At 68.4% G+C, this 21,612-nt stretch carries 15 protein-coding genes; 7 read left to right on the forward strand and 8 right to left on the reverse strand.

Translation table 11 applies throughout. The features are described from left to right. Window positions 1-266: 266 nt before the first annotated feature. Window positions 267-1,307: a Gfo/Idh/MocA family protein gene (locus tag WME90_RS28150; RefSeq protein ID WP_437275103.1), complete on the reverse strand. Its 1,041-nt coding sequence runs from the start codon at window positions 1,305-1,307 to the stop codon at window positions 267-269. Between the two features lie 335 nt (window positions 1,308-1,642). Between WME90_RS28150 and WME90_RS28155 the strand changes: the two genes are divergently transcribed. Continuing rightward, window positions 1,643-2,533 carry a hypothetical protein gene (locus tag WME90_RS28155; RefSeq protein WP_437275104.1) on the forward strand — a complete coding sequence of 297 codons (891 nt, stop codon included), beginning with the start codon at window positions 1,643-1,645 and terminating at the stop codon, window positions 2,531-2,533. A 16-nt stretch (window positions 2,534-2,549) separates the two neighbouring features. On the opposite strand, the gene WME90_RS28160 is transcribed toward WME90_RS28155, so the two are convergent. Further along, window positions 2,550-5,612 (reverse strand): PEP/pyruvate-binding domain-containing protein, encoded by a 3,063-nt coding sequence (locus WME90_RS28160; RefSeq protein ID WP_437275105.1) that lies wholly within the window; start codon window positions 5,610-5,612, stop codon window positions 2,550-2,552. 273 nt (window positions 5,613-5,885) lie between these two features. On the opposite strand from WME90_RS28160, the gene WME90_RS28165 reads away from it, so the two are divergent. Further along, window positions 5,886-6,809 (forward strand): hypothetical protein, encoded by a 924-nt coding sequence (locus WME90_RS28165; RefSeq protein WP_437275106.1) that lies wholly within the window; start codon window positions 5,886-5,888, stop codon window positions 6,807-6,809. A gap of 84 nt (window positions 6,810-6,893) precedes the next feature. On the opposite strand, the gene WME90_RS28170 is transcribed toward WME90_RS28165, so the two are convergent. Beyond that, window positions 6,894-7,721: an SDR family oxidoreductase gene (locus WME90_RS28170; protein ID WP_437275107.1), complete on the reverse strand. Its 828-nt coding sequence runs from the start codon at window positions 7,719-7,721 to the stop codon at window positions 6,894-6,896. A gap of 201 nt (window positions 7,722-7,922) precedes the next feature. Between WME90_RS28170 and WME90_RS28175 the strand changes: the two genes are divergently transcribed. From WME90_RS28175 to WME90_RS28185, 3 genes are all read left to right on the forward strand, one after another. Then, window positions 7,923-13,652: a CARDB domain-containing protein gene (locus WME90_RS28175; protein ID WP_437275108.1), complete on the forward strand. Its 5,730-nt coding sequence runs from the start codon at window positions 7,923-7,925 to the stop codon at window positions 13,650-13,652. A gap of 143 nt (window positions 13,653-13,795) precedes the next feature. Continuing rightward, the gene (locus WME90_RS28180) at window positions 13,796-14,170 is read left to right on the forward strand and encodes a hypothetical protein (protein WP_437275109.1); all 375 of its coding nucleotides are present in this window, start codon (window positions 13,796-13,798) and stop codon (window positions 14,168-14,170) included. Between the two features lie 52 nt (window positions 14,171-14,222). Continuing rightward, window positions 14,223-15,080, forward strand: coding sequence for a hypothetical protein (locus tag WME90_RS28185; protein WP_437275110.1), 858 nt, complete (start codon window positions 14,223-14,225; stop codon window positions 15,078-15,080). A gap of 16 nt (window positions 15,081-15,096) precedes the next feature. On the opposite strand, the gene WME90_RS28190 is transcribed toward WME90_RS28185, so the two are convergent. Next, window positions 15,097-15,651 carry an RBBP9/YdeN family alpha/beta hydrolase gene (locus WME90_RS28190; RefSeq protein ID WP_437275111.1) on the reverse strand — a complete coding sequence of 185 codons (555 nt, stop codon included), beginning with the start codon at window positions 15,649-15,651 and terminating at the stop codon, window positions 15,097-15,099. A gap of 605 nt (window positions 15,652-16,256) precedes the next feature. On the opposite strand from WME90_RS28190, the gene WME90_RS28195 reads away from it, so the two are divergent. Then, entirely contained in the window at window positions 16,257-16,418 is a 162-nt protein-coding gene (locus WME90_RS28195) for a hypothetical protein (RefSeq protein ID WP_437275112.1), read from the forward strand. 42 nt (window positions 16,419-16,460) lie between these two features. Here the strand turns inward: WME90_RS28195 and WME90_RS28200 are convergent, their stop codons facing one another. Then, window positions 16,461-17,105: a glutathione S-transferase family protein gene (locus WME90_RS28200; protein ID WP_437275113.1), complete on the reverse strand. Its 645-nt coding sequence runs from the start codon at window positions 17,103-17,105 to the stop codon at window positions 16,461-16,463. On the opposite strand from WME90_RS28200, the gene WME90_RS28205 reads away from it, so the two are divergent. Then, window positions 17,104-17,322, forward strand: a complete 219-nt coding sequence (locus WME90_RS28205) for a hypothetical protein (protein ID WP_437275114.1) — start codon at window positions 17,104-17,106, stop codon at window positions 17,320-17,322. The genes WME90_RS28200 and WME90_RS28205 overlap by 2 nt on opposite strands. A gap of 61 nt (window positions 17,323-17,383) precedes the next feature. Here WME90_RS28205 and WME90_RS28210 read toward each other — a convergent pair whose 3' ends face one another. The 3 genes from WME90_RS28210 to WME90_RS28220 form a co-directional block, all read right to left on the reverse strand. Then, window positions 17,384-18,232: an oxidoreductase gene (locus tag WME90_RS28210; protein ID WP_437275115.1), complete on the reverse strand. Its 849-nt coding sequence runs from the start codon at window positions 18,230-18,232 to the stop codon at window positions 17,384-17,386. Between the two features lie 344 nt (window positions 18,233-18,576). Next, window positions 18,577-19,926 carry an RCC1 domain-containing protein gene (locus WME90_RS28215; protein ID WP_437275116.1) on the reverse strand — a complete coding sequence of 450 codons (1,350 nt, stop codon included), beginning with the start codon at window positions 19,924-19,926 and terminating at the stop codon, window positions 18,577-18,579. Window positions 19,927-20,293: 367 nt separating this feature from the next. Then, on the reverse strand, window positions 20,294-21,577 hold the full coding sequence (locus tag WME90_RS28220; RefSeq protein ID WP_437275117.1) for an RCC1 domain-containing protein: 1,284 nt from the start codon (window positions 21,575-21,577) through the stop codon (window positions 20,294-20,296). Window positions 21,578-21,612 lie beyond the last annotated feature (35 nt).

Consider the following 21,612-nt stretch of genomic DNA (forward strand, 5'->3'; position numbering starts at 1 on the left):
ATCGCCCGGCTCGGCGCGCCGGGCGCCGCTACCGCACCGATCACGTCGGAGTCCCGAGGAAATCAACAGAAGGGAAGAGCAACCGCAAGGGCGCGAGGGGCGCAAGGGGAAGGCAAGAAAATATCTCGTCTCTGGTCCCTTGCGCCCCTTGCGCCCTTGCGGTTGCTCTCTTTCCCGCATTCCTTGCCCTTGGAGCTTGCTTCCTGGAAGATCGGTTGGGGCTTACAACCCATTGAATTCAGGCAAGCTTCAACCCGTTCGGCGCTCTAGACCCTCTCCCAGCGCCCGCTCTCGCCGGAGCGGAAGAGCGCGTCGATGACCCGCATGTTGCCGACCGCCACCTCGATCGAATTCTCGACGGGGCCCCCCGTGCGGATGGCGCGCGAGAACGCCTCGCTCTGCAGGTGGTACTGGTCGACGACGGGGAACGAGGTGATCTTGGCCGAGCTGCCGCTCAGCGTCGAGCCGTCATCGAGGAAGATCTTGCACGGCTGATCGGCGGGAGCGTTGAACGGAATCTCGATCTCGATGCGGCCCTTGATGCCGAGCGCGATCACGCGCTGATAGGCCACTGCCTGCGTGCTGCACGTGAACGTCAGGTGCGCGCCGCCGTAGTCGAGCAGGCCCGAGGTCAAGCGATCGGTGCCGAACTCGGGATCGCGCTCGACGAGCGCCATCGCCCGCACGGGCTCGCGTCCGAACAGGAAGCGCGACGTGTTCACGGCGTAGCAGCCGATGTCGTAGAGCGCGCCGCCCCCGGCCTCCTTCCTGTTGCGGATGTCCTCGGCGTCGCGGTTGAAATACGAGAACGCCATCTGAACGCCGACAAGGTCGCCGATCTGGCCGCTCCGCACCCAGTCCCTGGCCTGCTGCCACTGGGGGTGGCTGCGGAGCATGAACGCCTCCGCGATCAGCTTGCCCGTCTCGCGCTGGACGTCGACGAGCGCCGCTGCGTCCTTGGCGCTGAGCGCGATCGGCTTTTCGCACAAGACGTGCTTGCCGGCGCGGGCCGCGCGCGCCGTCCACGTCACGTGCAGGTGGTTGGGCAGCGGGTTGTAGATGGCGTCGATCTCCGGATCGTCGAGCAGCTCATCGTAGCTGCCGTACGCCTTCGGAATCCCGAGCGACTGCGCGGCGGCGCGCGCCTTGCTGGTGTCGCGCGACGCCAGCGCGGCGAGCTGGGTCAGGGGCCCCCGCTTCATGCCGGGTAGGCTGACCTTCAACGCGAAGTTGCTCGCCCCGAGGACGCCCCATCGCACGGGGGTGAGGTGTTCGCTCGACTTCGGACCTTCGGCAGACGTGGACATGGGCACCTCGCTGCTCGCCAAGCTAGTGGCCGACGGCGCGCATGTAAACGCTCGTCGTCAGCACCTCCGAGCCAGCGTCGGCATGGGCCCGCTGCCGGCCCATGCCGCGCCCCAAAGCCGCGCCGAGCCCCGCGCGATCTCCTTGTCCCCAATGACATACCCGAGATCAGTCAGGGGCAGAACCGAGCCTGCCCTCAACGTCCTCCTCACACTCCACACATCTGTCCGTGGGACGTCAGTACTTCGGCCCGCTCCCTCGACAATGCCAGTGCACTCTGCCACTATTACCAAAAATGCAGCCTTTTCAGTGGGGGACTGATATGGCTCGAATTTACATGGTGGAGCTCCTACCGTTCATCGTTCTGGCCGGAACCGGATGCGGCGCGGACGTAGAGGAGCTGGAACCGCCCTTGGGCGAAGCGGCGAACGCGCTCGAGGCCGGCAACGCGCTGAATCCCAACGCGCTGAATCCCAACGCGCTGAGCTACAACGCGCTCAGCTCCACCGCGCTCAACTCCAACACACTCAACCCCAACGCGCTCAACCCCAACGCGTTGGCCGTCGGCGCCTTGAGCCCCAGCGCCCTCAGCCCGACGGCGCGGGACGCGATCCTGAACCCGGGGCCGGACGGCGCCCTCTCACGCGAGCACCTGAGGTACACCGTAGAATGCGCCCTCGACAGCTCGCAATCGTTCAGCTTCCGCTGGACCGACGCCTCCGGGATCGCCCACGACGAAATCTACACAGGCGTGCTCGGACTCGCGACGAGCTGGGCGTGGGATCCCCTCGATGTATACGGACAGCGTTGGGTCTCGGCGTGCCTCGCGGCGCGCACAAACTATTACGGCATCCGCGTCATGCTCTCCGCTCGCGGGCCTACCAAGGCGATCAACAAACAGAACTCGCCGGAGCTGCTCATGTTCACGAAGGAGGAAGGCGCGTTCTGGGGCAATATCTATGGAAGCTCGCCGGCGCTCTATGCCTGTCATGTCCCAGACAACGACGCACACTCACGCGAGGCCCTGCGCGAGTGCGCGGCCGGACATGTCGACGAGACGACCGGAGCCATCCAACCGTGCGGAATGATCCGTATTCTTGGCTCGTGCACCGCCTATTGCGACCCCATCGCCGAAAAGAACGGCATCTATCACCCAGCCTGCTTCACGGACCCGGCGAACCGCTCGACCACCACGAGCTTGCAGCCGATCACGGTCTTCCTCCAATGAGAGCGGCCTGGCGAGCCTAGTATTCGCGGCAGTCGCCGGGCGCCTCCAGCGTGCCGAAGCTGTATGGCCGCGCCTGCTTGACCAGCAGCCGGCGCTCCGGACCGACCAGCTTCCACTCGATCTGCATCGCGTAGAGGTGGTTCTCCCCCTTCGGGTCCACCAGCGGACGGTAGTGATTGTGGACGGACTCGAGCACGCACCCGAGGCGCTGGATCTCCGGGAACGACAGCACGTCGCGCCCGCGCGACAGGCTCGAGCGCGTGTGGTACTCCGCCTTGATCGTGCGAGGCGGCGGCGTGTACACGATCTCGTCGCTGGTCACGCCCGGCGCGGGGTTGGTGACCGAGGCCTCCCCGATCTGCGCGTTGATGTAGAACTGGCTGTCGCGGGTGGCGTCGAGCGCGTTGCGGCTGATGGCCACGCCCTGCGCGCGCTCCGACTGCCAGGCCTGGTGCACCAGCACGGCCATGGCCGCGCGCGCCTGGTCGACGTGGCCGAACTCCCGCTCGTCGTAAGCGCGCGTGTTCCACAGGCTCGACCAGACCGTGCGCAGCGCGTCCTCGATGGAGCTCGACTCGGCGTCCAGGTCGCCGCTCGTCGACGTGTGCAGGCCCGCGCCGTTGAACGTGGCCAGGTCCTCGGTGTTGCTGCTGCTGCGCAGGCGCACGCGGTCGCCGCCGAAGCGCTGCTCGATCGCGCCCGTGACCTGGCTCAAGACCCCGGGATCCACCGGGTGCGCCATCATCTTCGCCCGCACCTCCGCCAGCCCTTCGGCGTGCGCGTGTGGATCGGCGCGGAACTCGGGGTCCTTCTCGAGCTCGGCCAGGAGCGCCGCCGCGCCGCTCGCCTGGAAATGATCCATGTAGTGTGAGAACGGGATCGCGAACGCAGCGGGCGGCACGAACAGCGGCAGCAGGTCGGTCGGGCAATACTGCCCCACGCCGCTCACGCGGTACAGCTCGGCCATGCCTGCGGCCTTCGAGCCGATGCTGTCGGCCATGGCGTACCCCGCGGCGTCGAGCGGCACGATCCCGCGCACGGAGAGGTCGAGCGCCGGCGAGAGCCGCTCGCCGGTCGGCTTGCGCGCCTCCCAATAAGCGTCCGCTTCCTGCGCTGTCGCCTCGCGGATGTCGAAATCGGACGCGCGCACCTCGAGCCGCACCAGCTTGCCGAACAGCGCCTTGAGGCGCTCGTCGTCGCGCGCGCCGCGAAGGGCCATGTTCGGCGTTCCTCGGCCGCGCGCCAGCACGTTCACGTGCGCGAGCGGCGTCTGGAAGGCCTCGGTGATGAGGCCGCCCATGAACGCCGTCTCGTTCGGCACGTCGTCGGTCACCACGATCACGTTCGGTCCGAGCTCGGCCGTCTCCAGATCGCGCGCCGGGACGAACGTCAGCGTGCCGAAGCCCTCGGCCGGGTTGAGCGACTGGAACGTGAGCCCCTTGTACGGCGCGTTCGGCCCGACCATGGGCACGGTCCCGTCGATCGTGCGCATCTCGAGGATCTGGCGCCCTTCGGTGGGCCGTATCGCCCACGCCTCCGGGTCGGGCACCGCCTTCATGGCCGCGAAGAACGCGCGCCGCATCTGCGCGCCGACGATCTGGTCGCCGGGCGAGAACTCGACGGTCTTGGCGCCGTTTGTGTGCTCCACCAGCGTGCCCAGGAGGTAGCGTCGGCCTTCGGCCCGGTAGTATTCGCTCTGGCTGAACAGCCCCCAGCCGAGGTTGAACTCCGCGGCTTGCTCGGGGTCGCAGCGATCGAGGTGGGGCTCCTTCTGGATCTGCTCGCGGACCCAGCTGTAGTGGAGCGCCCACGCTCGCGTGCCGAGCAGGTGCACGGTGTCGTTCGCGGCCATATCGACAACGAACTTGACGCCGAGCTCGCCGACCGCGGTGCCGCCCTCGGCCAGCTTGGCGAAGTCGCCGGCCGTCTCCAGCCGGTGCGTGCGCCCGCTCGCGAGCTCACGGCCCGCGAGCTCGACGCAGCCCTCGTTCGCAGCGCCGGGGCTCGCCGCTTCGCAGAAGCGCGGCGCCCCGGCAGCGTCGGGCACGCGGGCCAGCGACGCGCCTTCGGGCCATGCCATGAAGTCGATGCGATCGCTCGGCTCCGGCCGGTCCGCGCGCCAGAGCGTCGCCACCCCCTCGAACTCGGGCGAGGCCTCGAGATCGGCCGTGTCGCTCGCGCTCACCGGCACGCTCACCCGCTCCCCGGGCGCGAGCGTGGCGGACGGCTCTGGCCACGCGAGCAGCACGCCCGCGGCGGCGCCGGGCAGCGCTTGCCCCGGAGAGAGCGTCGCGAGGCGCAGCGCGAAGCCGTCGAGCGAGACCGGCGCGTCGCTCGCGTTCAGCACCTCGACGAACCCCGCGGGTCGCAGCGAGAGCTCGGAGATGACCAGCGGCCCGGCGATGGCCGGGTACGGCTCGGGCCACTGGAAAGGCGCGAAGACGATGCCGTCGTCGAGGTTCGGCGGATCCGGCGGATCGCAGGTCTCGCCGTTCTCCCGCTCGGGCGTGGCGTAGCGGCAGATCGACATCTCGCCCGTGCCGTCGGGCAAGCGCGCATAACTCTCGGACCGCGGCAGCTCCGGCACATCCACAAGGTCGGCGAGCTGGCACGGCGCCGACCACAGCGCGACGCGCGCGCCCGAGTTCGAGAGCTTGAACGGCAGGTGCAGCGGGCCCTGCTCCGGCGCGTCGTCGGCCCAGAACAGCACCGTTCGCCCCGGTCCGAGCGTCATCGTCGGCAGCTGCGTCGCCTTGCCGGACTTGTCGCTCAGGTAGTACTCCCCGAGGGCGAGCGCTTGCTTACCCACGTTGATCAGCTCGATGAAATCGTCCGTCTCGCCGAGCTCGTCGACCCAGGCGCCGTCGTTGCCGGTCATCACCTCGTTGATGCGAAGTTCGCCGCTCAGCGCAGGCGCGGCGGCCAAAGGGAGCTCGAAGTCGCACATCGGCGGCTCCCCTGGCGGATGGTACGTCTTGCCCGGACAGCCGACGCCGATGGAGAGCAACAACAGGGTGGCCCCCACGCGCGCGCAGCGCCATGGAGGCGCGAAGTGATCCTGGGGTGAGCGCTCCGGCATGTGTGCTCCCGTCATATGCCCGCCCCGCCAGCACGCGGCGTGCCGCGCCGACCGGCGCCCGGCGCGGCGCAAAAAGCTCGTGGAATCCAGTCATTCGGCCGCACGGCGCGGCTCGCCGTGCGCCGGCCTGTGCCAGCTCCTGCGCCGTCACCGCCAGGGGGGCCGCGCACGCTCACACGGTCAACTGCCCATTCGTCGGCGCGCGACTTGGATGCTGGCTTGAGCTCAAGTAGCATCGCGCCCATGCGTGAAAGCGTGCATGGACGCGTTGCGTTGATCGCTCTCCTCACCTGCGCCCTGGCCGCCTGTTCGGAGTCGCCGGCCGACGAGGGCGGCGCGGGCGGAGGTGGCGCCGGGCCAGCCGGAAGCGGCGGCTCCGGCGGCGCCGCGGAGGCCAGCTCGAGCGCGGCCGAAGGCGCGACCTCCAGCGCCACGACGGGCGCCGGGCCCGGCGGCGGCGGTGGCGGAGGAGAGCCCGAGGGCGCGTGCGGGAGCGTTTCGGAGGTGCCGCCCGAGCTGGGATTCGACCCTTTCTACAAGAAGCACGTCAACGCCGCGGGGATCCCCGTCATCAGCTCCGAGAAGGTGCCTGACGCGGCGCTGCTGCGCACGTGCTCGGTGGTCATCCGCATGCTCGGCCGTCGCGACGACGTGCGTCAGGCGATGATCGAGAACCACACGCGCGTCGCTGTGATGGCGGAGACGGAGGTGACAACCGACATCCCCGAGCACAGCGATCTTTACGAGGCGTTCCCGGGCACGGACTGGGACACGCGGGCCCGCGGGCTCGGCGCGACCCCCGCCCGCCCGGCGAGCTCCTGCGCCGAGGAGAACGTCCTGTGTTATCCGAGCGATCCGTACCTCGGCGAGGACATCCTGGTGCACGAGTTCTCGCACGCGATCGCGATCATGGGCATCGCGTTCGTCGAGCCGACGTTCGACACCGAGCTCGAGGACGTCTTCGACGCCGCGCTCCAGGCCGGGAAATGGGAGAACACCTACGCAGCGACGAACAAGGACGAATACTGGGCCGAGGGGGTCCAGTCCTGGTTCGACGCCAACACCGAGGCGATCCCCACGAACGGGATCCACAACGAGATCGACACCCGGGCCGAGCTGCGCGACTACGATCGCCCGCTCCACGACCTCATCGCCAGGTACTTCGCCGACGACGCGTGGCGACCGAGCTGCCCCTGAGGGCCGGTGGGCCGAGCGCGCTCGCTACGCGGGCGGATAGGAGACATCGCAGCATCGCGCTACGCCGCCGGTCGCCGCGCGGCGCTACGTCGCCAGCGCCTCGGTCAGCGCCCAGAGCCGCTCCTGCGCGGCCTCGTCGAGCGCCGCCGTCGCAGCCGGCTTGATGCGGCTCTTCTCGAAGTACTCCCCCGTCACCCCGCCTAGCTCCGGCGCCGTGGCCACGTGCAGCGAGCACGCGGCGCCCTGCTCGGGCGTGAGCAGGAACAGGTGGAAAAGCTTCACAAGGAGCTTCGGGTAATCGCGCATCAGGTCCGTCGCGACCACGCCCGGATGGACGGCGTTGACCGTGACGCCGGTGCCCTCGAGCCGCCGGGCCAGCGCCTTGGTGAAGAGCACGTTCGCGAGCTTCGACTGGTTGTACGCCGCGGTCGTGCTGTACTTCCGCCGCTCGAACTGAAGATCGTCCCAATCCATCCGGCCGCGGTAGTGCAGCGCCGAGGACAGGACCACGATCCGCGACGGCGCGCTCTTCTTCAACAGCGGGAGGAGCTCCTGCGTGAGCAGCCACGTCCCCACGTGGTTTACCCCGAACGTCGCCTCGAGCCCGTCCCCGGTCGTGCCGCGCGAGCCCAGCCACGCCCCCGCGTTGTTCACCAGGACGTCGAGGCGCTCGTGCGTCGCGCGGAACCGCTCTCCGAAGGCGCGGATGCTCGCCTTGCTCCCGAGATCCAGCGCGATCACCTCCACGTCCTTGCTGCCCGTGGTGCCCGCGATGTCGTCGCGCGCCGCCTCCGCCCTGCCCATGTCGCGGCACGCCAGCACCACCTTCGCGCCGCGTTGCGCGAGGCCGCGGGCGGTCTCCCTGCCAATACCCGTGTTGCCGCCCGTGACGATGCAGACCTTCCCGTTCATGTCGCTCCTCTCTCAGGTTCCGGCGGCGAACGCAAGGCGAGCGCGCGACGGTGGCCGCCACAAAGGCCGAAGGCACCCACCACCTCAATGGCGCCGCATGGTCCTCATCCCGCGAAATTCCAGCAGAATCGCGCCCCCCCTTGACGTGGACGCGCCCCCAGTTTCTCCTGATTCTCTATGCTCAGCCTAAGAGTATCTCTGGTGCGACGGGCGTGCTTCGTGTTCGGCATGCTGGCGATGACCGTGGGGTGCGGGAGCGGCGGCCCCCCCGACGATCCCGAGCCGATCCGGGCCGCGACCGGGGCGCTCACAGGCGACGAGCCCGACCTCGTGATCTCGAGCGTGAGCGCGCCCCGGAGCGCCGTGCCGGGCAGCTATTTCACGACGTCTGTCACCGTGTGCAACCAGGGCAACTCGGCGAGTTATGGCACCCATGTCGAGGTGATCCTGTCGGACGACGACATCGTCACACCCTCGGATCTCGCCGTCGGTCATGCGCCGCTCGGGTACCTCGGCCCGGGGCAATGCGTCGAGGTCGGCGCCGAGACCACGGCGGCCGTGCCCGACGGCGCGTACACGCTCGGCGTCGTGGTGGACCAGCTCGACCAGGTGATCGAGCTCTCGGAGACAAACAACACGACTCTGGCAGGCGAGATCGGCGTCGGCTACGGCCCGGATCTCATCGTCTCGGCCGTGAGCGGCCCGCCCAGCGCCCTCCCCGGCGGCGGCTTCGATGTCCGGGTCACGGTCTGCAACCAGGGCACGACGTCGAGCCAGAGCGGGCTCGTGGATGTGCTCCTCTCGCCGGACGCCACGATCGCACCGCCGGATTACCCCCTCGGCGGCGCCCCGGTTCCCTGGTTGGACCCTGGCCAGTGCGAGTCGGTGACCGTACCCGCCAGCGCCTATGTCCCCGAGGGCGCCTATCACCTCGGCGCGATCGCGCACCAGAGCGGCTGGAACCCGGAGCTCATCACGTCAAACAACGCGCGGGCGGGCGGGCTGCTCGGCGTCGGCTACCAGCCGGACCTCGTCGTCTCGGCGGTCAGCGGGCCGCCGAGCCAGGTGCCCGGCGGCTGGTTCGACGCCTCGGTCACCGTCTGCAACCAGGGTACGCAGCCGACCTACGGCGCCGATGTCGACCTCGTGCTCTCACCCGATGGCGAGATCACGCTCGCCGATTTTCCGATCGGTGACGGCTATGTGCCGTACCTGAGCCCCGGACAGTGCTTCTCCGCGACGATACCCGCGAACACGTACGTGCCTGACGGCGCGTACACGCTGGGCGCGATCGTGGACGCCCCGGACTGGGTCGTCGAGCTGATCGAGGAGAACAACGCCGCGGCGGGCGGCGCGATCGGCATCGGCTACCAGCCGGACCTCGTCGTCTCGGCGGTCAGCGGCCCGCCCAGCGCGACGCCAGGCGGCCTCCTCGACGCCTCGGTCACCGTCTGCAACCAGGGCACGCAGGGGAGCTACGGCAGCCTCGTGGAGCTGTACCTGTCGTCGGACGCGGTCATCACGGCGGCAGACGTGCCCGCCGGCAGCGAGTGGGTGCCGTACCTCGATCCGGGACAGTGCACCACCCGGACGTTCCAGGTGAGCGCTTACGCGCCGGAAGGCGCCTACCACCTCGGCGCGATCGTCGATCCGCACGGCGGGGTCCCCGAGCTCATCGAGGACAACAACGCCGCAGCGGGCGCCGTGGTCGGCATCGGCTACCGGCCGGATCTCATCGTCTCCTCGGTGAGCGGCCCGCCGAGCGCCCTGCCGGGCAGCGGATTCGAGGCCATCGTCACCGTCTGCAACCAGGGCACGACCCCGAGCTACGGCGCCGCCCTGGAGCTGCGCCTGTCACCCGACGAGAGCATCACGTGGAGCGACCCGCCCGCCGGCGGCGCCCCGGCGCCGTACCTGGAACCGGGACAGTGCGCCGACGTGACGATCCCTGCGAGCGCCTACGTGCCGGACGGCGCCTATCACCTCGGCGCGATCGTCGACCCGTACAACTGGCAAGAAGAGCTGAACGAGGCAAACAACGCCGCGTCGGGCGCGCTGCTCGGCGTGGGGTATCGGCCGGATCTCATCGTCTCGGCCGTGAGCGGGCCGCCGACCCTCGTGCCCGGCAGCGGCTTCATCGCCTCCGTCACCGTCTGCAACCAGGGCACGACGCAGAGCTACGGCAGCGAGGTCGCCGTGGTGCTCTCGTCCGATCAGGCGATCACGCCGCTCGACGCGCCCGCCGGGAGCGGCTATGTGCCCGCTCTGAGCCCCGGGCAGTGCGCCTCCGTCGCCGTGCCCGCGAGCGCCTACGTGCCCGACGGCGCCTATCACCTGGGCGCCGTCGTGGACCCGGGCGGCTCGCTCCTCGAGCTCATCGAGACAAACAACGCGGCCGCGGGCAGCCTGATCGGCGTCGGCCATGGCCCCGACCTCATCGTCTCCGCCGTGAGCGGGCCGCCGAGCGTCTTCCCCGGCGGCGGCTTCGACGCAGAGATCACCGTCTGCAATCAGGGAACGCAGACGAGCTACGGCACCCAGGTCGAGCTGCGCGTCTCCGCGGATGCGACGGTCACGACCGCCGACTTCCTCGCTGGCAGCGGTCCTGTGCCGTACCTGGATCCGGGCCAGTGCGCCACCGTGACCTTCCCGGCGAGCGCTTATGTGCCCGACGGCGCCTACCACCTCGGCGCGATCGTCGACCCGTACGGCTGGGTCCCCGAGCTGCTCGAGACAAACAACGCGACGCCGGGCGATCTGATCGGCATCGGCTACTGGCCCGACTTCATCGTCTCCGCGGCCAGCGGTCCGCCCAGCGTCCTGCCGGGCAGCGGCTTCGACGCCGAGATCACCGTCTGCAACCAGGGCACGACGCCGGGCTCCAGCATGGTGGAGCTGCGCCTGTCCGCCGACGCCGCGATCACGGAGACCGACGCGCTCGCGGGCAGCGCGCCGACACCTTACCTGAATCCCGGCCAGTGCGCCGCCGTGACGATCCCCGCCAGCGCCTACGTGGCCGACGGCGCCTATCACCTCGGCGCGATCGTCGATCCGCATGGCTGGCAGCCCGAGCTCATCGAGACAAACAACGCGACGCCGGGCGGCGTGATCGGCGTCGGCTACTGGCCTGACCTCATCGTCTCGGCCGTGAGCGGGCCGTCGAGCGTCACGCCCGGCGGTGGCTTCATCGCCGCCGTCACCGTCTGCAACCAGGGCACGACCCCGAGCTACGGCGTCGGCGTCGCGCTGCTGCTGTCGAGCGACGGGGAGATCACGCCCTCGGACATCCCCGCCGGGAACGGCGATGTCCCCGGGTTGAACCCAGGGCAGTGCGCCTCCATCACCGTGCCCGCGAGCGCCTATGTGCCTGACGGCGCTCACCACCTCGGCGCGATCGTGGACCCGAGCGGCGCGCTCGACGAGCTCATCGAGACAAACAACGCCGCGGCGGGCAGCGTGATCGGCGTCGGCTATGCGCCGGACCTCATCGTGTCTTCGGTGAGCGGGCCGCCGAGCGCGATCCCTGGCGGGAGCTTCGACGCGTCGGTCACGGTCTGCAACCAGGGCACTCAGACGAGCTATGGCACCCAGGTGGAGCTGCTCCTCTCCGCGGACGCGGCCCTCACGGCGGCCGACTCCCACGCCGGCAACGGCCCGGTGCCGTACCTGGATCCGGGCCAGTGCGCCACCGTGACCTTCCCGGCGAGCGCGTACGTGCCTGACGGCGCATACCACCTGGGCGCGATCGTCGACCGGGACAACTGGGTCCCCGAGCTCATCGAGACGAACAACGCCGAGGCCAGCGCCATGATCGGCGTCGGCAACTGGCCCGACCTCATCGTCTCCGCGGTCAGCGGCCCGCCCAGCGCCCTGCCGGGCAGCGGATTCGACGCTTCCGTCACCGTCTGCAACCAGGGCACGCAGCCGAGCTACGGCACCGGGCTGGAGCTCTACCTGTCCGCCGACGCCACGATCACCGAAGACGACACACCCGCAGGCGGCGGCATGGTCCCCTTCCTGGCACCCGGACAGTGCACCTCCGTGGTCGTCTTCGCGAGCGCCTATGTTCCCGATGGCGCCTATCGCCTCGGAGCGATCGTCGATGCTCACGACTGGCAGGAAGAGCTGATCGAGTCCAACAACGCCGCCTCGGGCGACCTCATCGGCGTGGGCTTCCAGCCCGACCTCGTCGTCTCGGCGGTCAGCGGCCCGCCCAGCGCCCCGCCGGGCAGCGGGTTCGACGCTTCCGTCACCGTCTGCAACCAGGGCACGACCCCGAGCTATGGCGCCAACGTCGAGCTGCTCCTGTCGAGCGACGACGCGATCTCTCCCTCGGACATGCTCGCCGGGAGCGGGTATGTGCCCGGCCTGAGCCCTGGACAGTGCACCTCCGTGCTCGTCTTCGCGAACGCCAATGCGCCCGACGGCGCGCACCGCCTCGGGGCGATCGTGGACCCGGGAGAATCGCTCGCCGAGCTCATCGAGACAAACAACACCGCTGCTGGCAGCGTGCTCGGCGTCGGCTTCGGGCCGGATTTCATCATCTCCGCCGTGAGCGGACCGCCGAGCGTCGCCCCGGGCGCTCACTTCGACGCCGAGGTCACCGTCTGCAACCAGGGCACGCAGCCGGGTTACGGCGGCGACATCGAGCTGCGCCTCTCCTCGGACGCGACGATCACGACGGCCGACTTCCTGGCCGGCAACGGGCCGGTGCCGTACCTGGCGCCGGGCCAGTGCACTACCGTGACCTTCCCGGCGAACGTGTACGTGCCTGAAGGCGCCTACCACCTGGGCGCGATCGTCGATCCGAACGGCTGGACTCCCGAGCTCATCGAGACGAACAACACCGCTGCTGGCAGCGTGCTCGGCGTCGGCTATCGACCGGACCTCATCGTCTCCGCGGTGGAGGGCCCGCCCAGCGCCCTGCCAGGCAGCAGCTTCGACGCCGAGGTCACCGTCTGCAACCAGGGCACACAGCCGAGCTACGGCAGCGACGTGGAGCTGCGCCTTTCGGCCGACGACCAGGCGTCCGACACCGGTTTCTACGTCGGAGGCGCGCCGGTGCCGTACCTGGATCCTGGCCAGTGCACCGTCGTGACCATCCCCGCCTACTTGGCGGCCCCCGACGGCGCCTATCACCTCGGCGCCATCGTGGACCCCTACGCGTGGACGCAGGAGCTCATCGAAACGAACAACACAAGCGCGAGCCGCGTGTTCGGCGTCGGCAATCGGCCGGATCTCATCGCGTCCGTGAGCGGCCCATCGACCGCCGCGCCGGGCAGCGGCTTCGATGCCGTCGTCACCGTGTGCAACCAGGGCACGACCCCGAGCGGCGGCACGAGCGTCGATGTGCTGCTGTCGTCAGACCGGACGGTCACCCCCTCCGATATCCATGCCGGCAACGGCTATGTCCCCGGGCTGAGCCCTGGCCAGTGCGAAGACATCACCGTGCCCGCCGGCGCCTACGCGCCTGACGGCGCCTACCACCTCGGCGTGATCGTGGATCTGAACGGCCCGGTCCAGGAGCTCATCGAGACAAACAACGCCACCGCCGGCGAGCTGATGGCCATCGGCTACGGCCCCGATCTCATCGTCTCGACGGTGAGCGGCCCGCCCAGCGCCACGCCAGGCAGCCTCTTCGACGCCTCCATCACCGTCTGCAACAAGGGGACGGCCCCGAGCTACGGCACCATGGTGGAGGTCCGGCTCTCGACCGACGCGACGATCACGACAGCCGACTTCCTCGCCGGGGGCGCCTGGGTGCCGGGCCTCGACGTCGGCCAGTGCGAGAGCCTCCTCGTCCCCGCTGACACCTACGTCCCCGTGGATACCTACACGCTCGGGGCCATCGTGGACGCCTACGGCGAGGTCCCCGAGCTCCTCGAGGGCAACAACGCCACGGCCGGCGGCGAGCTCCTCGTCAGCTTCTGATCACCCGCTTTCACATCGGGAGAGACCGGCTGCGCGCGGCTTCAGCCTTTCGATCCGCACGACCCCGTGGCGAGCGGCAGCGCGCCCGCTTCGCCACGGTCTCTGCGCTTCCCAACCCCCCCGTGCCCCGGTAGTCTCGCCGGATGTCCCTCGACCCGCAGCGCCTCGCCCGTGTTCGCGCCCATTTCCTGGCGGCCGCCGCGCTCGTCACCGGGTGCGGGGGGACCTCCGCGCCCGACCACACGATCAACGAGCGGGCTCCCGTCGACCACGTCCCGCCGACGCCGACCGCGGCGCCCTCCGAGTCGCCCTCCGCCTCCGCGACCCCGCCGGAAGCTCCGCCGGCCAATCCGACCGACGCACCGCCGACGGCGCCGGTGGACGTGAACACGCCCCCGCCGGTGCCGCCGACGGCGCCCCCCGCGTCGTCCTCCGCGACCGTGGGTCGTCCTCCGCCCGGCCAACCCCCGCCGACGTCGCCGCTGCACATCAACACGCCGTCGCGCACGAAACCGTGACGCGAGCGGCAATCCCCGCCCGCCTCGGTCAGCGACGGCGGAGTATCCCCTCATGAACACCGCGTTCCCTCTCGGCACCACCGAGCGGCTCTTCGCGACGCTCCACCGCCGCTTCCTCGATCGCCATTACCCCGCCCCGCCCTGGGAGCGCCTCGACCCGGCGGCGCTCCCGCCGGCCGACGTCGAGATCGCCCGTCAGGCGTGGGCAGCGCGCGCCGTCGCCGAATACCGGTCCATGATCGTCTTCGGCGAGCTCATCGCCCGCTTCGCCGAGATGCGTTTGCCCCTGGAGGTCACGACCGCGGCCTCGCGTCTCCTCCAGGACGAGGCTCGCCACACCGAGCTGTGCGCGCGCGCCGCAGAGGCGCTCGGCGGCAACCACGGAGCGGCGCTCGCCCCCTCGGATCTCCAGCTCCCGCGGAACGGCCTCCCGGCGCATCTCTTCGTTGCCCGGTGGACCGCATCGATGTTCTGCGTGGGTGAATCCGCGTCCGTCGGCATCCTCGACGTCCTCCGGCAGCACACCACCGATCCTTGCCTGCAGGTCGTCGTCGGCACCCTCCTGCGGGACGAGATCCTCCACGACCGCTTCGGCTGGGCGCTCGCGCGCCTCGTCTTTCCGCGCCTCACCGAGGACGAGCGCGACTGGCTCGCCGCCGATCTGGCGTTCTCGCTCGCCCACTACGACCGCATCCACGCCGGCTCCTCGCGGGCCGACGGCGAACCGTTGCCCGAGGCGCCCCCGCCCGCCGGCCCGAACCTCGGGATCCCCTCGCGCCCGGCCGCGGCGCGCGCCTTCTACGAGCGGATCGACCGCGTGATCCTCCCCTCGCTCGCCGCGCTGGGCGTGCCGGCGTACGAGGCGTGGGCGTTGCGCGTCGAGGTCCAGGCCAGGGCCGAGAATCGCTGAGACGGCGCTCGCCTTCTCAAGCGCGAAACACCCGTGAGAGGGGCTCGCCGATCAGCCCTGCGAGGAGACGCTCGCCCTCAGGCCAGGGCCCATAGCCAGCGTCGACGTTGATGTGCCCGCACGGCCCCGCGAGGAGGAAGCGGCTCCCCCAGGCGCGCGCAAAGGCCTCGGCGCGCTCCGGGGTGCAGTATGGATCGTTCGAGCTGGCGACGACCGTGGACGGGAACGGGAGCCTGACGCTGGGCAACGGATGGAACGTCGACGCGTCAGGCGGGTAGCTCGGCGATTCGGTGTCGGCCGGCGCGACGAGCAGCGCGGCGCGCACGGGCCGCGCGCGCAGGGCCGCCCAGTGGACCACCGTGCTGACGCCGCAGCTGTGCGCGACAAGCACCGGGGGCTCGGCGCTGGCGGCGACCGCCCGGTCGAGCGCCTCGACCCATGCGCGTCGGTCTGGGTGATCCCAGTCGGGCATCTCCACGCGGCGCGCGGAAGAGAGCCTCTGCTCCCAGAGCGTCTGCCAGTGGCGCAGGCCGGAGCCGCTGTAGCCAGGTACGATGAGCAGCGACAGCATCCTGAGAAGACCTCCCCGCGAAGGAAGAGGGTACAGAGGAAGCGGGTGAAAATCACCCTCTCACCACCCCCCACACCCCGGAGCGAAGTCGACCCCCTCCTACGCATGGGAAAGCGCCGGAGCGGGGGCGGCCCCCCGCCGCGCGCCATGATGGAGCCGAGGTAGCCTAGGCGCGCCGGGTTCGTTCGATCTGCACGACCCGTGGCAGGTGCGGTGCGGCTCCTCTTTCTGCACCTGGCTCGCAGGCGCGGTCGTCGCTGGGGCCGTATCCCCCGCCGGCGGCAACCAAGACGCGGTGCAGCCCCCGCATGGGACTTCCATGTTCCTCGATTCCTGTGTAAATATGCCAGATGCTGGCGGCTCTGGATGTCGAATCGCCGTCGGCAAGACTCTCTTGGTTGCGAACAACGTGTGGCTCGACCGCGAAAGGTACTTCAATGAATCAAAAATTGTCTTCGGGGCGTCTGTCCAGGAGCCGCATCGGGGGCTCCCTGTCTGTCCTTCTCTGCGCGCCCGTGGTGGCGCTCGCCCTCACCGGTTGCGGCGGCACGGAGCCCTCCTCTTCATCCGAGGCTGACAACTCCGCGCCGAACGGGGACGAAATCATGAGCTGGGAGGAGTTCAGGGCGAACGTCTACCGCGACCCGGAGCGCGGGGTCTACATCATCGCCGACGAGCAGGGGCTCAGCGACGCGGAGCTGCGTGTCGTCTACGAGCGCTATGTCAAGACCGGGGTGCTCGTCGTGAAGCCGCTCGGACGACGTTGACAACGCCTCGCGGCGATACGACCGACAGCTCACTCTGGCGCATTACGTCAGGCCAGGGACCTCCGGCAGCTCCGGGGCTTCGAGCCCCGCGAACGGATCGCGCCACGCGTCGAGCTGCCACAGGCGCGCGTGCCAGGCCGCGACGTGCGGGTAGTCCGAGAGCGGCAGCCCGGCGAGATCCGCGAACGGGAGCACCGACGCCATGCGAAAGTCTGCATACGAGACCGCGCTCCCGACCAGCCAGTCCCTGCCGGTCAGGACCTGATCGAGCAGCGTCGCCGCTTCGGCAAACGCCGAAAGCCCCTCCGCCACGAGATCGTCGCGGATGGGACCGAGCCCGTAGCGCTGCTTCGTCACGCGCTCGAAGTGAACCTTGTCGCACGCGATAACGAAGTTGTGCGTCCCCCAGCTCAGCCACCGGATCATCTCCGGTTGTGCGGCGCCCGTGCGCCAGAAGTCCGAGCCCATGAGCAGCGAGAGGCGGCACGCGATCGCGTCCGTCTCCCAGAGCGACTTGTCCCCCTCGACAAGGATGGGCACGCGCAGGTTCGGGTTCAGCGCTCGAAACTTCTCCTGCTGTGACGGGTCGAGAGGAGCCGCGTGGACGAACTCCACGGGTGCATCGAGGTAGCGCGCCACGGCGACGGCAACCCGTGGATTCAAGTTTCGGCTGAAGTACAGTTTCATGGATCGTCCTCTCCTGCCTCTCGGCGACGCCGCGCCGCTCCTGCCTCTCGGCAACGCCGCGCCGCGGAGCCGGCTCGCTGCTCGGATCATGCAGGAACGCGGCGGCGGCGCAACGTGCGTCACCTCGGGGGCGTCAGTTCACGCCGACAGGTCACGCGAGGCGCCGGCGCGTTGCTCCAGCGCCCCCGCGCTCACCGGCGAGACGACGTGGGTCTAGCTCATGTGACAGGGGGCGAAGCGAAGAAAGGCCCTCCCGGCGCCGCTCGGGCGCGCGGGCTTCATCTCGGAAAGTCCGTCGACGCCGAGACGGCGCGCCACGTGGCGAGCTCTTGCGCCACGTGCGCGTTCTTCGCCTCGATCGCGGCGATGGTGTCGGTGCCGAGCGGGAGACGGAGCGGCGGGTTCTTCGCGCGGGCGAGCTCGACGACGACGCGGGCGAGCCGCACCGGGTCGCCAGGCTGCTGGAGGCTGACCTCCTTCGCGTAGCTCCGGACCTTGCCTGCCGTCTCCGCATAGTCGGCGATGACGTTTCCGGTGGCCACGACGGACTTCGCCTCCAGGAACTCCGTTCGGAAGTAGCCCGGCTCGACGACCGTCACCGCGATGCCGAGCGGCGCGAGCTCGGCGTGGAGCGCCTCCGAGATCCCCTCGACGGCGAACTTCGTCGAGCAGTAAACCCCGAACCCGGCGCCCGACCGGTAGCCGCCCACGGACGAGAGGTTCAAGATCAGGCCGGCGCGCTGCTTCCGGAGCTGCGGGAGCACGGCGCGCGTCACCGCGAGGAGGCCGAAGACGTTCGTCTCGAAGACGCGCCGCACCTCGTCGCCCTGGGTCTCCTCGATCGCGCCGACGACGCCGTAGCCGGCGTTGTTCACAAGCACATCGATCCGGCCGAACCGAGCGACGGCCGCCTCGACCGCGGCGGCGATGGAGGCCTCGTCCGTCACGTCGAGCGCGACGGGGAGGAGCGCCTCAGGCCCCCCGAAGCGGTCCGTGATGCTCCTGGGATCGCGCGCGGTGGCGACCACCCGATCGCCGGCGGCGAGCGCCGCGTTCGCGATCTCCGCGCCGATGCCGCGCGATGCTCCCGTGATGAACCACACCCGCTTGTTCTCGCTCGTTTCCATGGGGATCTCCTCTTCGTGGTCGAGGGGTTGCGCCCCTCGCACGACCGAAGATGCAGCATCCCGAGAGTGAATAAAATGCGCCAAAACGTTGATGCTTTATGAACTAAAAGTTCATAATCGGGCATGATGGACCCGCCCGACGGGATCACGCCGGTCCTCGCCGTGGGGTCGCGATGGCCGGGCGACCGCGCTCGCCGGAGGACCTCGTCCGCCATGTGGTTCCGCGCGAATCTGGCGCGAGATGCAGAGCCCGGGTGCCCACCGTCCCGCCGAGCCCGACGTCGAGCTTCCCGACGCATGGATGGCGCCGCCGGTTCGCCGGGCAGCAAACTGCAAATGTAGTCCTAGCGAGCGACGAGGGCGAGCACGTGAAGGCCGCCGTGCGCGACGACGCTGCTCACGCCGCGAAAATCTGGAATCTGAATCGGAATTGATGAGCTCGCGAATTCACCGTTGCCCAGCGCGCCGGACTCGCCATATCCCCAGCTCCAGACTGTAGCGTCATCCGCCAGTGCCACGGTATGGTATGCCCCTCCGGCGAGGGCATTGATTTTGACATTGATTGGCACCCGAGCCTCGACCGCCGTGAGGCTCCTATTGCCATCTACACCATCAACCCCAAGCTGGCCGGAAGGACCGTATCCCCATGCCATCACCCTGCCACTGGAATATAGCGCCAGCCCATGGAACCCTCCGGCAGCAATATGGATCACCTCGGCACCCTCCAGCCCCCGCACCAGCGTGGGAAGCAGAACATTCAACGAGTCTGTCCCATTGCCCACCTGCCCGAAGTCGTTGTGCCCCCACGCATAGACGCCGACTCCTTTCGCGAGCGCCATGCTATACGAGGAACCACACCCGATCTCGTCAATAGAAATTCCGGATAGCGCGGTAACCTGAATGGGAATGTGGCTATCGTTCTGGGTCCCGTCGCCGAGCGCACCAGCGACATTGCTCCCCCATGCCCACACCGTACCGTCCTTCTTGATCGCGAGACAATGATGTCGCCCCGCCGCGATGGCGGACACATCGTCTATATATGCCATGGTTGGCCTCGAGTGCGACTCATTGCCGACCGACTCGTTACCGAACTCACCAAAACTGTTATCTCCCCACACCCAGACCTTGCCGTTGTTATCGAGCGCCATACTGAAATACTCTCCAGCGGCGATGGCCTTGACATCAACGACACCTCTGACAACCATTGGAACCGGAATATCAGACACAGGGGAATCGACGCCCAATTTACCGTATCGGTTGTTGCCCCAAGCCATCACGGTCCCGTCGGTCAATAAGGCCAGGCTGTGACTCGGCCCCGCAGAGACCGCCTTCACCTTCACGTCCGCCGTTGGTGATACAGTGATCTCGACAGGGCTCGCGCGGTTCACCGTGGAGCCATCACCGAGCTGGCCGTTCTGATTGCCTCCCCACGCGTAAACCGCCATGGTCGCGCCGCCGTCGGTACCTCCGCCGATGCTTCCGCCGGTGCCTCCACCGGTGCCGCCACCGGTGGCTCCACCGGTGGCTCCACCGGTCGTGGCTCCGCCTGCACCTGCGTTTCCCAGGCCATCTGTGCCCCCGCCAGAGCCACCACTCAGGTCAGAAATGCCAGCGATGCGACCACACCCCGCTCCGGCAACGAGCGCTGCCGCGAACAAGCCCCAAAGAACAAATCGATCATCCACCTTCACCATCGCATCCACCCCCAACGTTCAGAACACAATACTCACATCATCGACAAAACCACGACCTCACATGCACTTCCAATGATACGCAAACGGCACCTAAGATCACGGCCGTCTACGCAAACCGGCACCTTACGACATGCGAAAATCGTCCAGTCACCGAGCAGCCACCTCCGCGCGATTCCGATGTCGTCGAGTCGCCCTACCGCTGCGAGGTTCTCGTGGTTGATTGAGCTCAAGTCACGCTGTAGTTTCACACGAATCTGGCGCAAGCTGCGGGGCCCGGGTGCCCACCGTCCTACCAAGCCCGACGTCGACCTGCCCGAGGCTTGGATTGGTCGCGCCGGGTCGTCAGGCAGAAAACTGATTTGTCGTACTAGCGAGCGACGAGGGCGAGCACGTGCTGGCCGCCGTGTGCGACGATGCTGCTCACGCCGCGAAAATCTGGAATCTGAATCGGGACCGACGAATTCGCAAATTCACCGCTTCCCAGCGCACCGGCCCCGCCATCCCCCCAGCTCCAAATTGTAGCGTCCTCTGCCAGCGCCATGCCCTGGTAGGCTCCTCCGGCGAGAGCTTTGATTTTGACAGTGATTGGCATCTGAACCTCGACCGCCGCGAGACTCTTATTATCATTCACATCACGACTCCCAATCTGCCCGGAACCATTGTATCCCCATGCCATCACCCTGCCATTGGAATACAGCGCCAACCCATGGAACCCTCCGTCAGCAACGTGGATCACCTCGGCCCCCTCCAAGTCCCGCACCAGCGAGGGCAGCAGGACATTCGGCGCGTCTGTCCCATTGCCCACCTGCCCACTATCGTTATGACCCCAAGCATAAACACCGACTCCTTTCCCAAGGGCCATGCTATGCAATGAGCCACACGCAATCTCATCAATGAAAATATCGGAGAGCGCGGTGACCTGAACGGGCATGTGGCGATCGGTCATGGTCCCATCGCCAAGCTCACCAAAACTATTACTCCCCCAAGCCCACACCGTGCCGTCCTTCTTGAGCGCGAGGCAATGATGTTGCCCCGCCGCGATGGCCGACACATCTTCTATATATGCCATGGTCGGCTTCGAATGTGACAACTCGCCGCTTGAGTCGTTGCCCAACTCACCATAACTATTATTCCCCCACACCCAAACTTTTCCATTGTTATCGAGGGCCATGCTGATATACCCTCCAGCGGCGATGGCCTTGACATCAACGAGACCTCTAACAACCATTGGAACCGGAACAGCGGTGGAATCGACGCCCAGCTGACCATACTTGTTGTTTCCCCAAGCCATCACGGTCCCGTCGGTCAACAAGGCCAGGCTGTGACTCGCCCCCGCAGAGACCGCCTTCACTTTCACGTCCGCCGATGGTGATACGGTGATCTCGACAGGGCTCGCACGGTTCACCGTAGAGCCATCACCGATCTGGCCGTCAAGATTGGCTCCCCACGCGTAAACCGCCATCGTCGCGCCGCCGCCGGTGCCTCCGCCGGTCGTGGCTCCGCCTGCGCCGACGTCTCCCCGCCCGTCTGTACCCTCGCCAGAGTCACGTGGCAGGTCAGAAATGCCAGCAATGCGATCGCACCCCGCGCCTGCAATGAGCGCCGCAGCGAACAACCACATAAAAACAAATCGTTCATCCACCGTTACCATGGCATCCCCCCCAACGTTCGGAACACAATATCCAC

The sequence above is a fragment of the Sorangium sp. So ce375 genome, assembly GCF_051473855.1.
Lineage (GTDB): Bacteria > Myxococcota_A > Polyangia > Polyangiales > Polyangiaceae > Sorangium.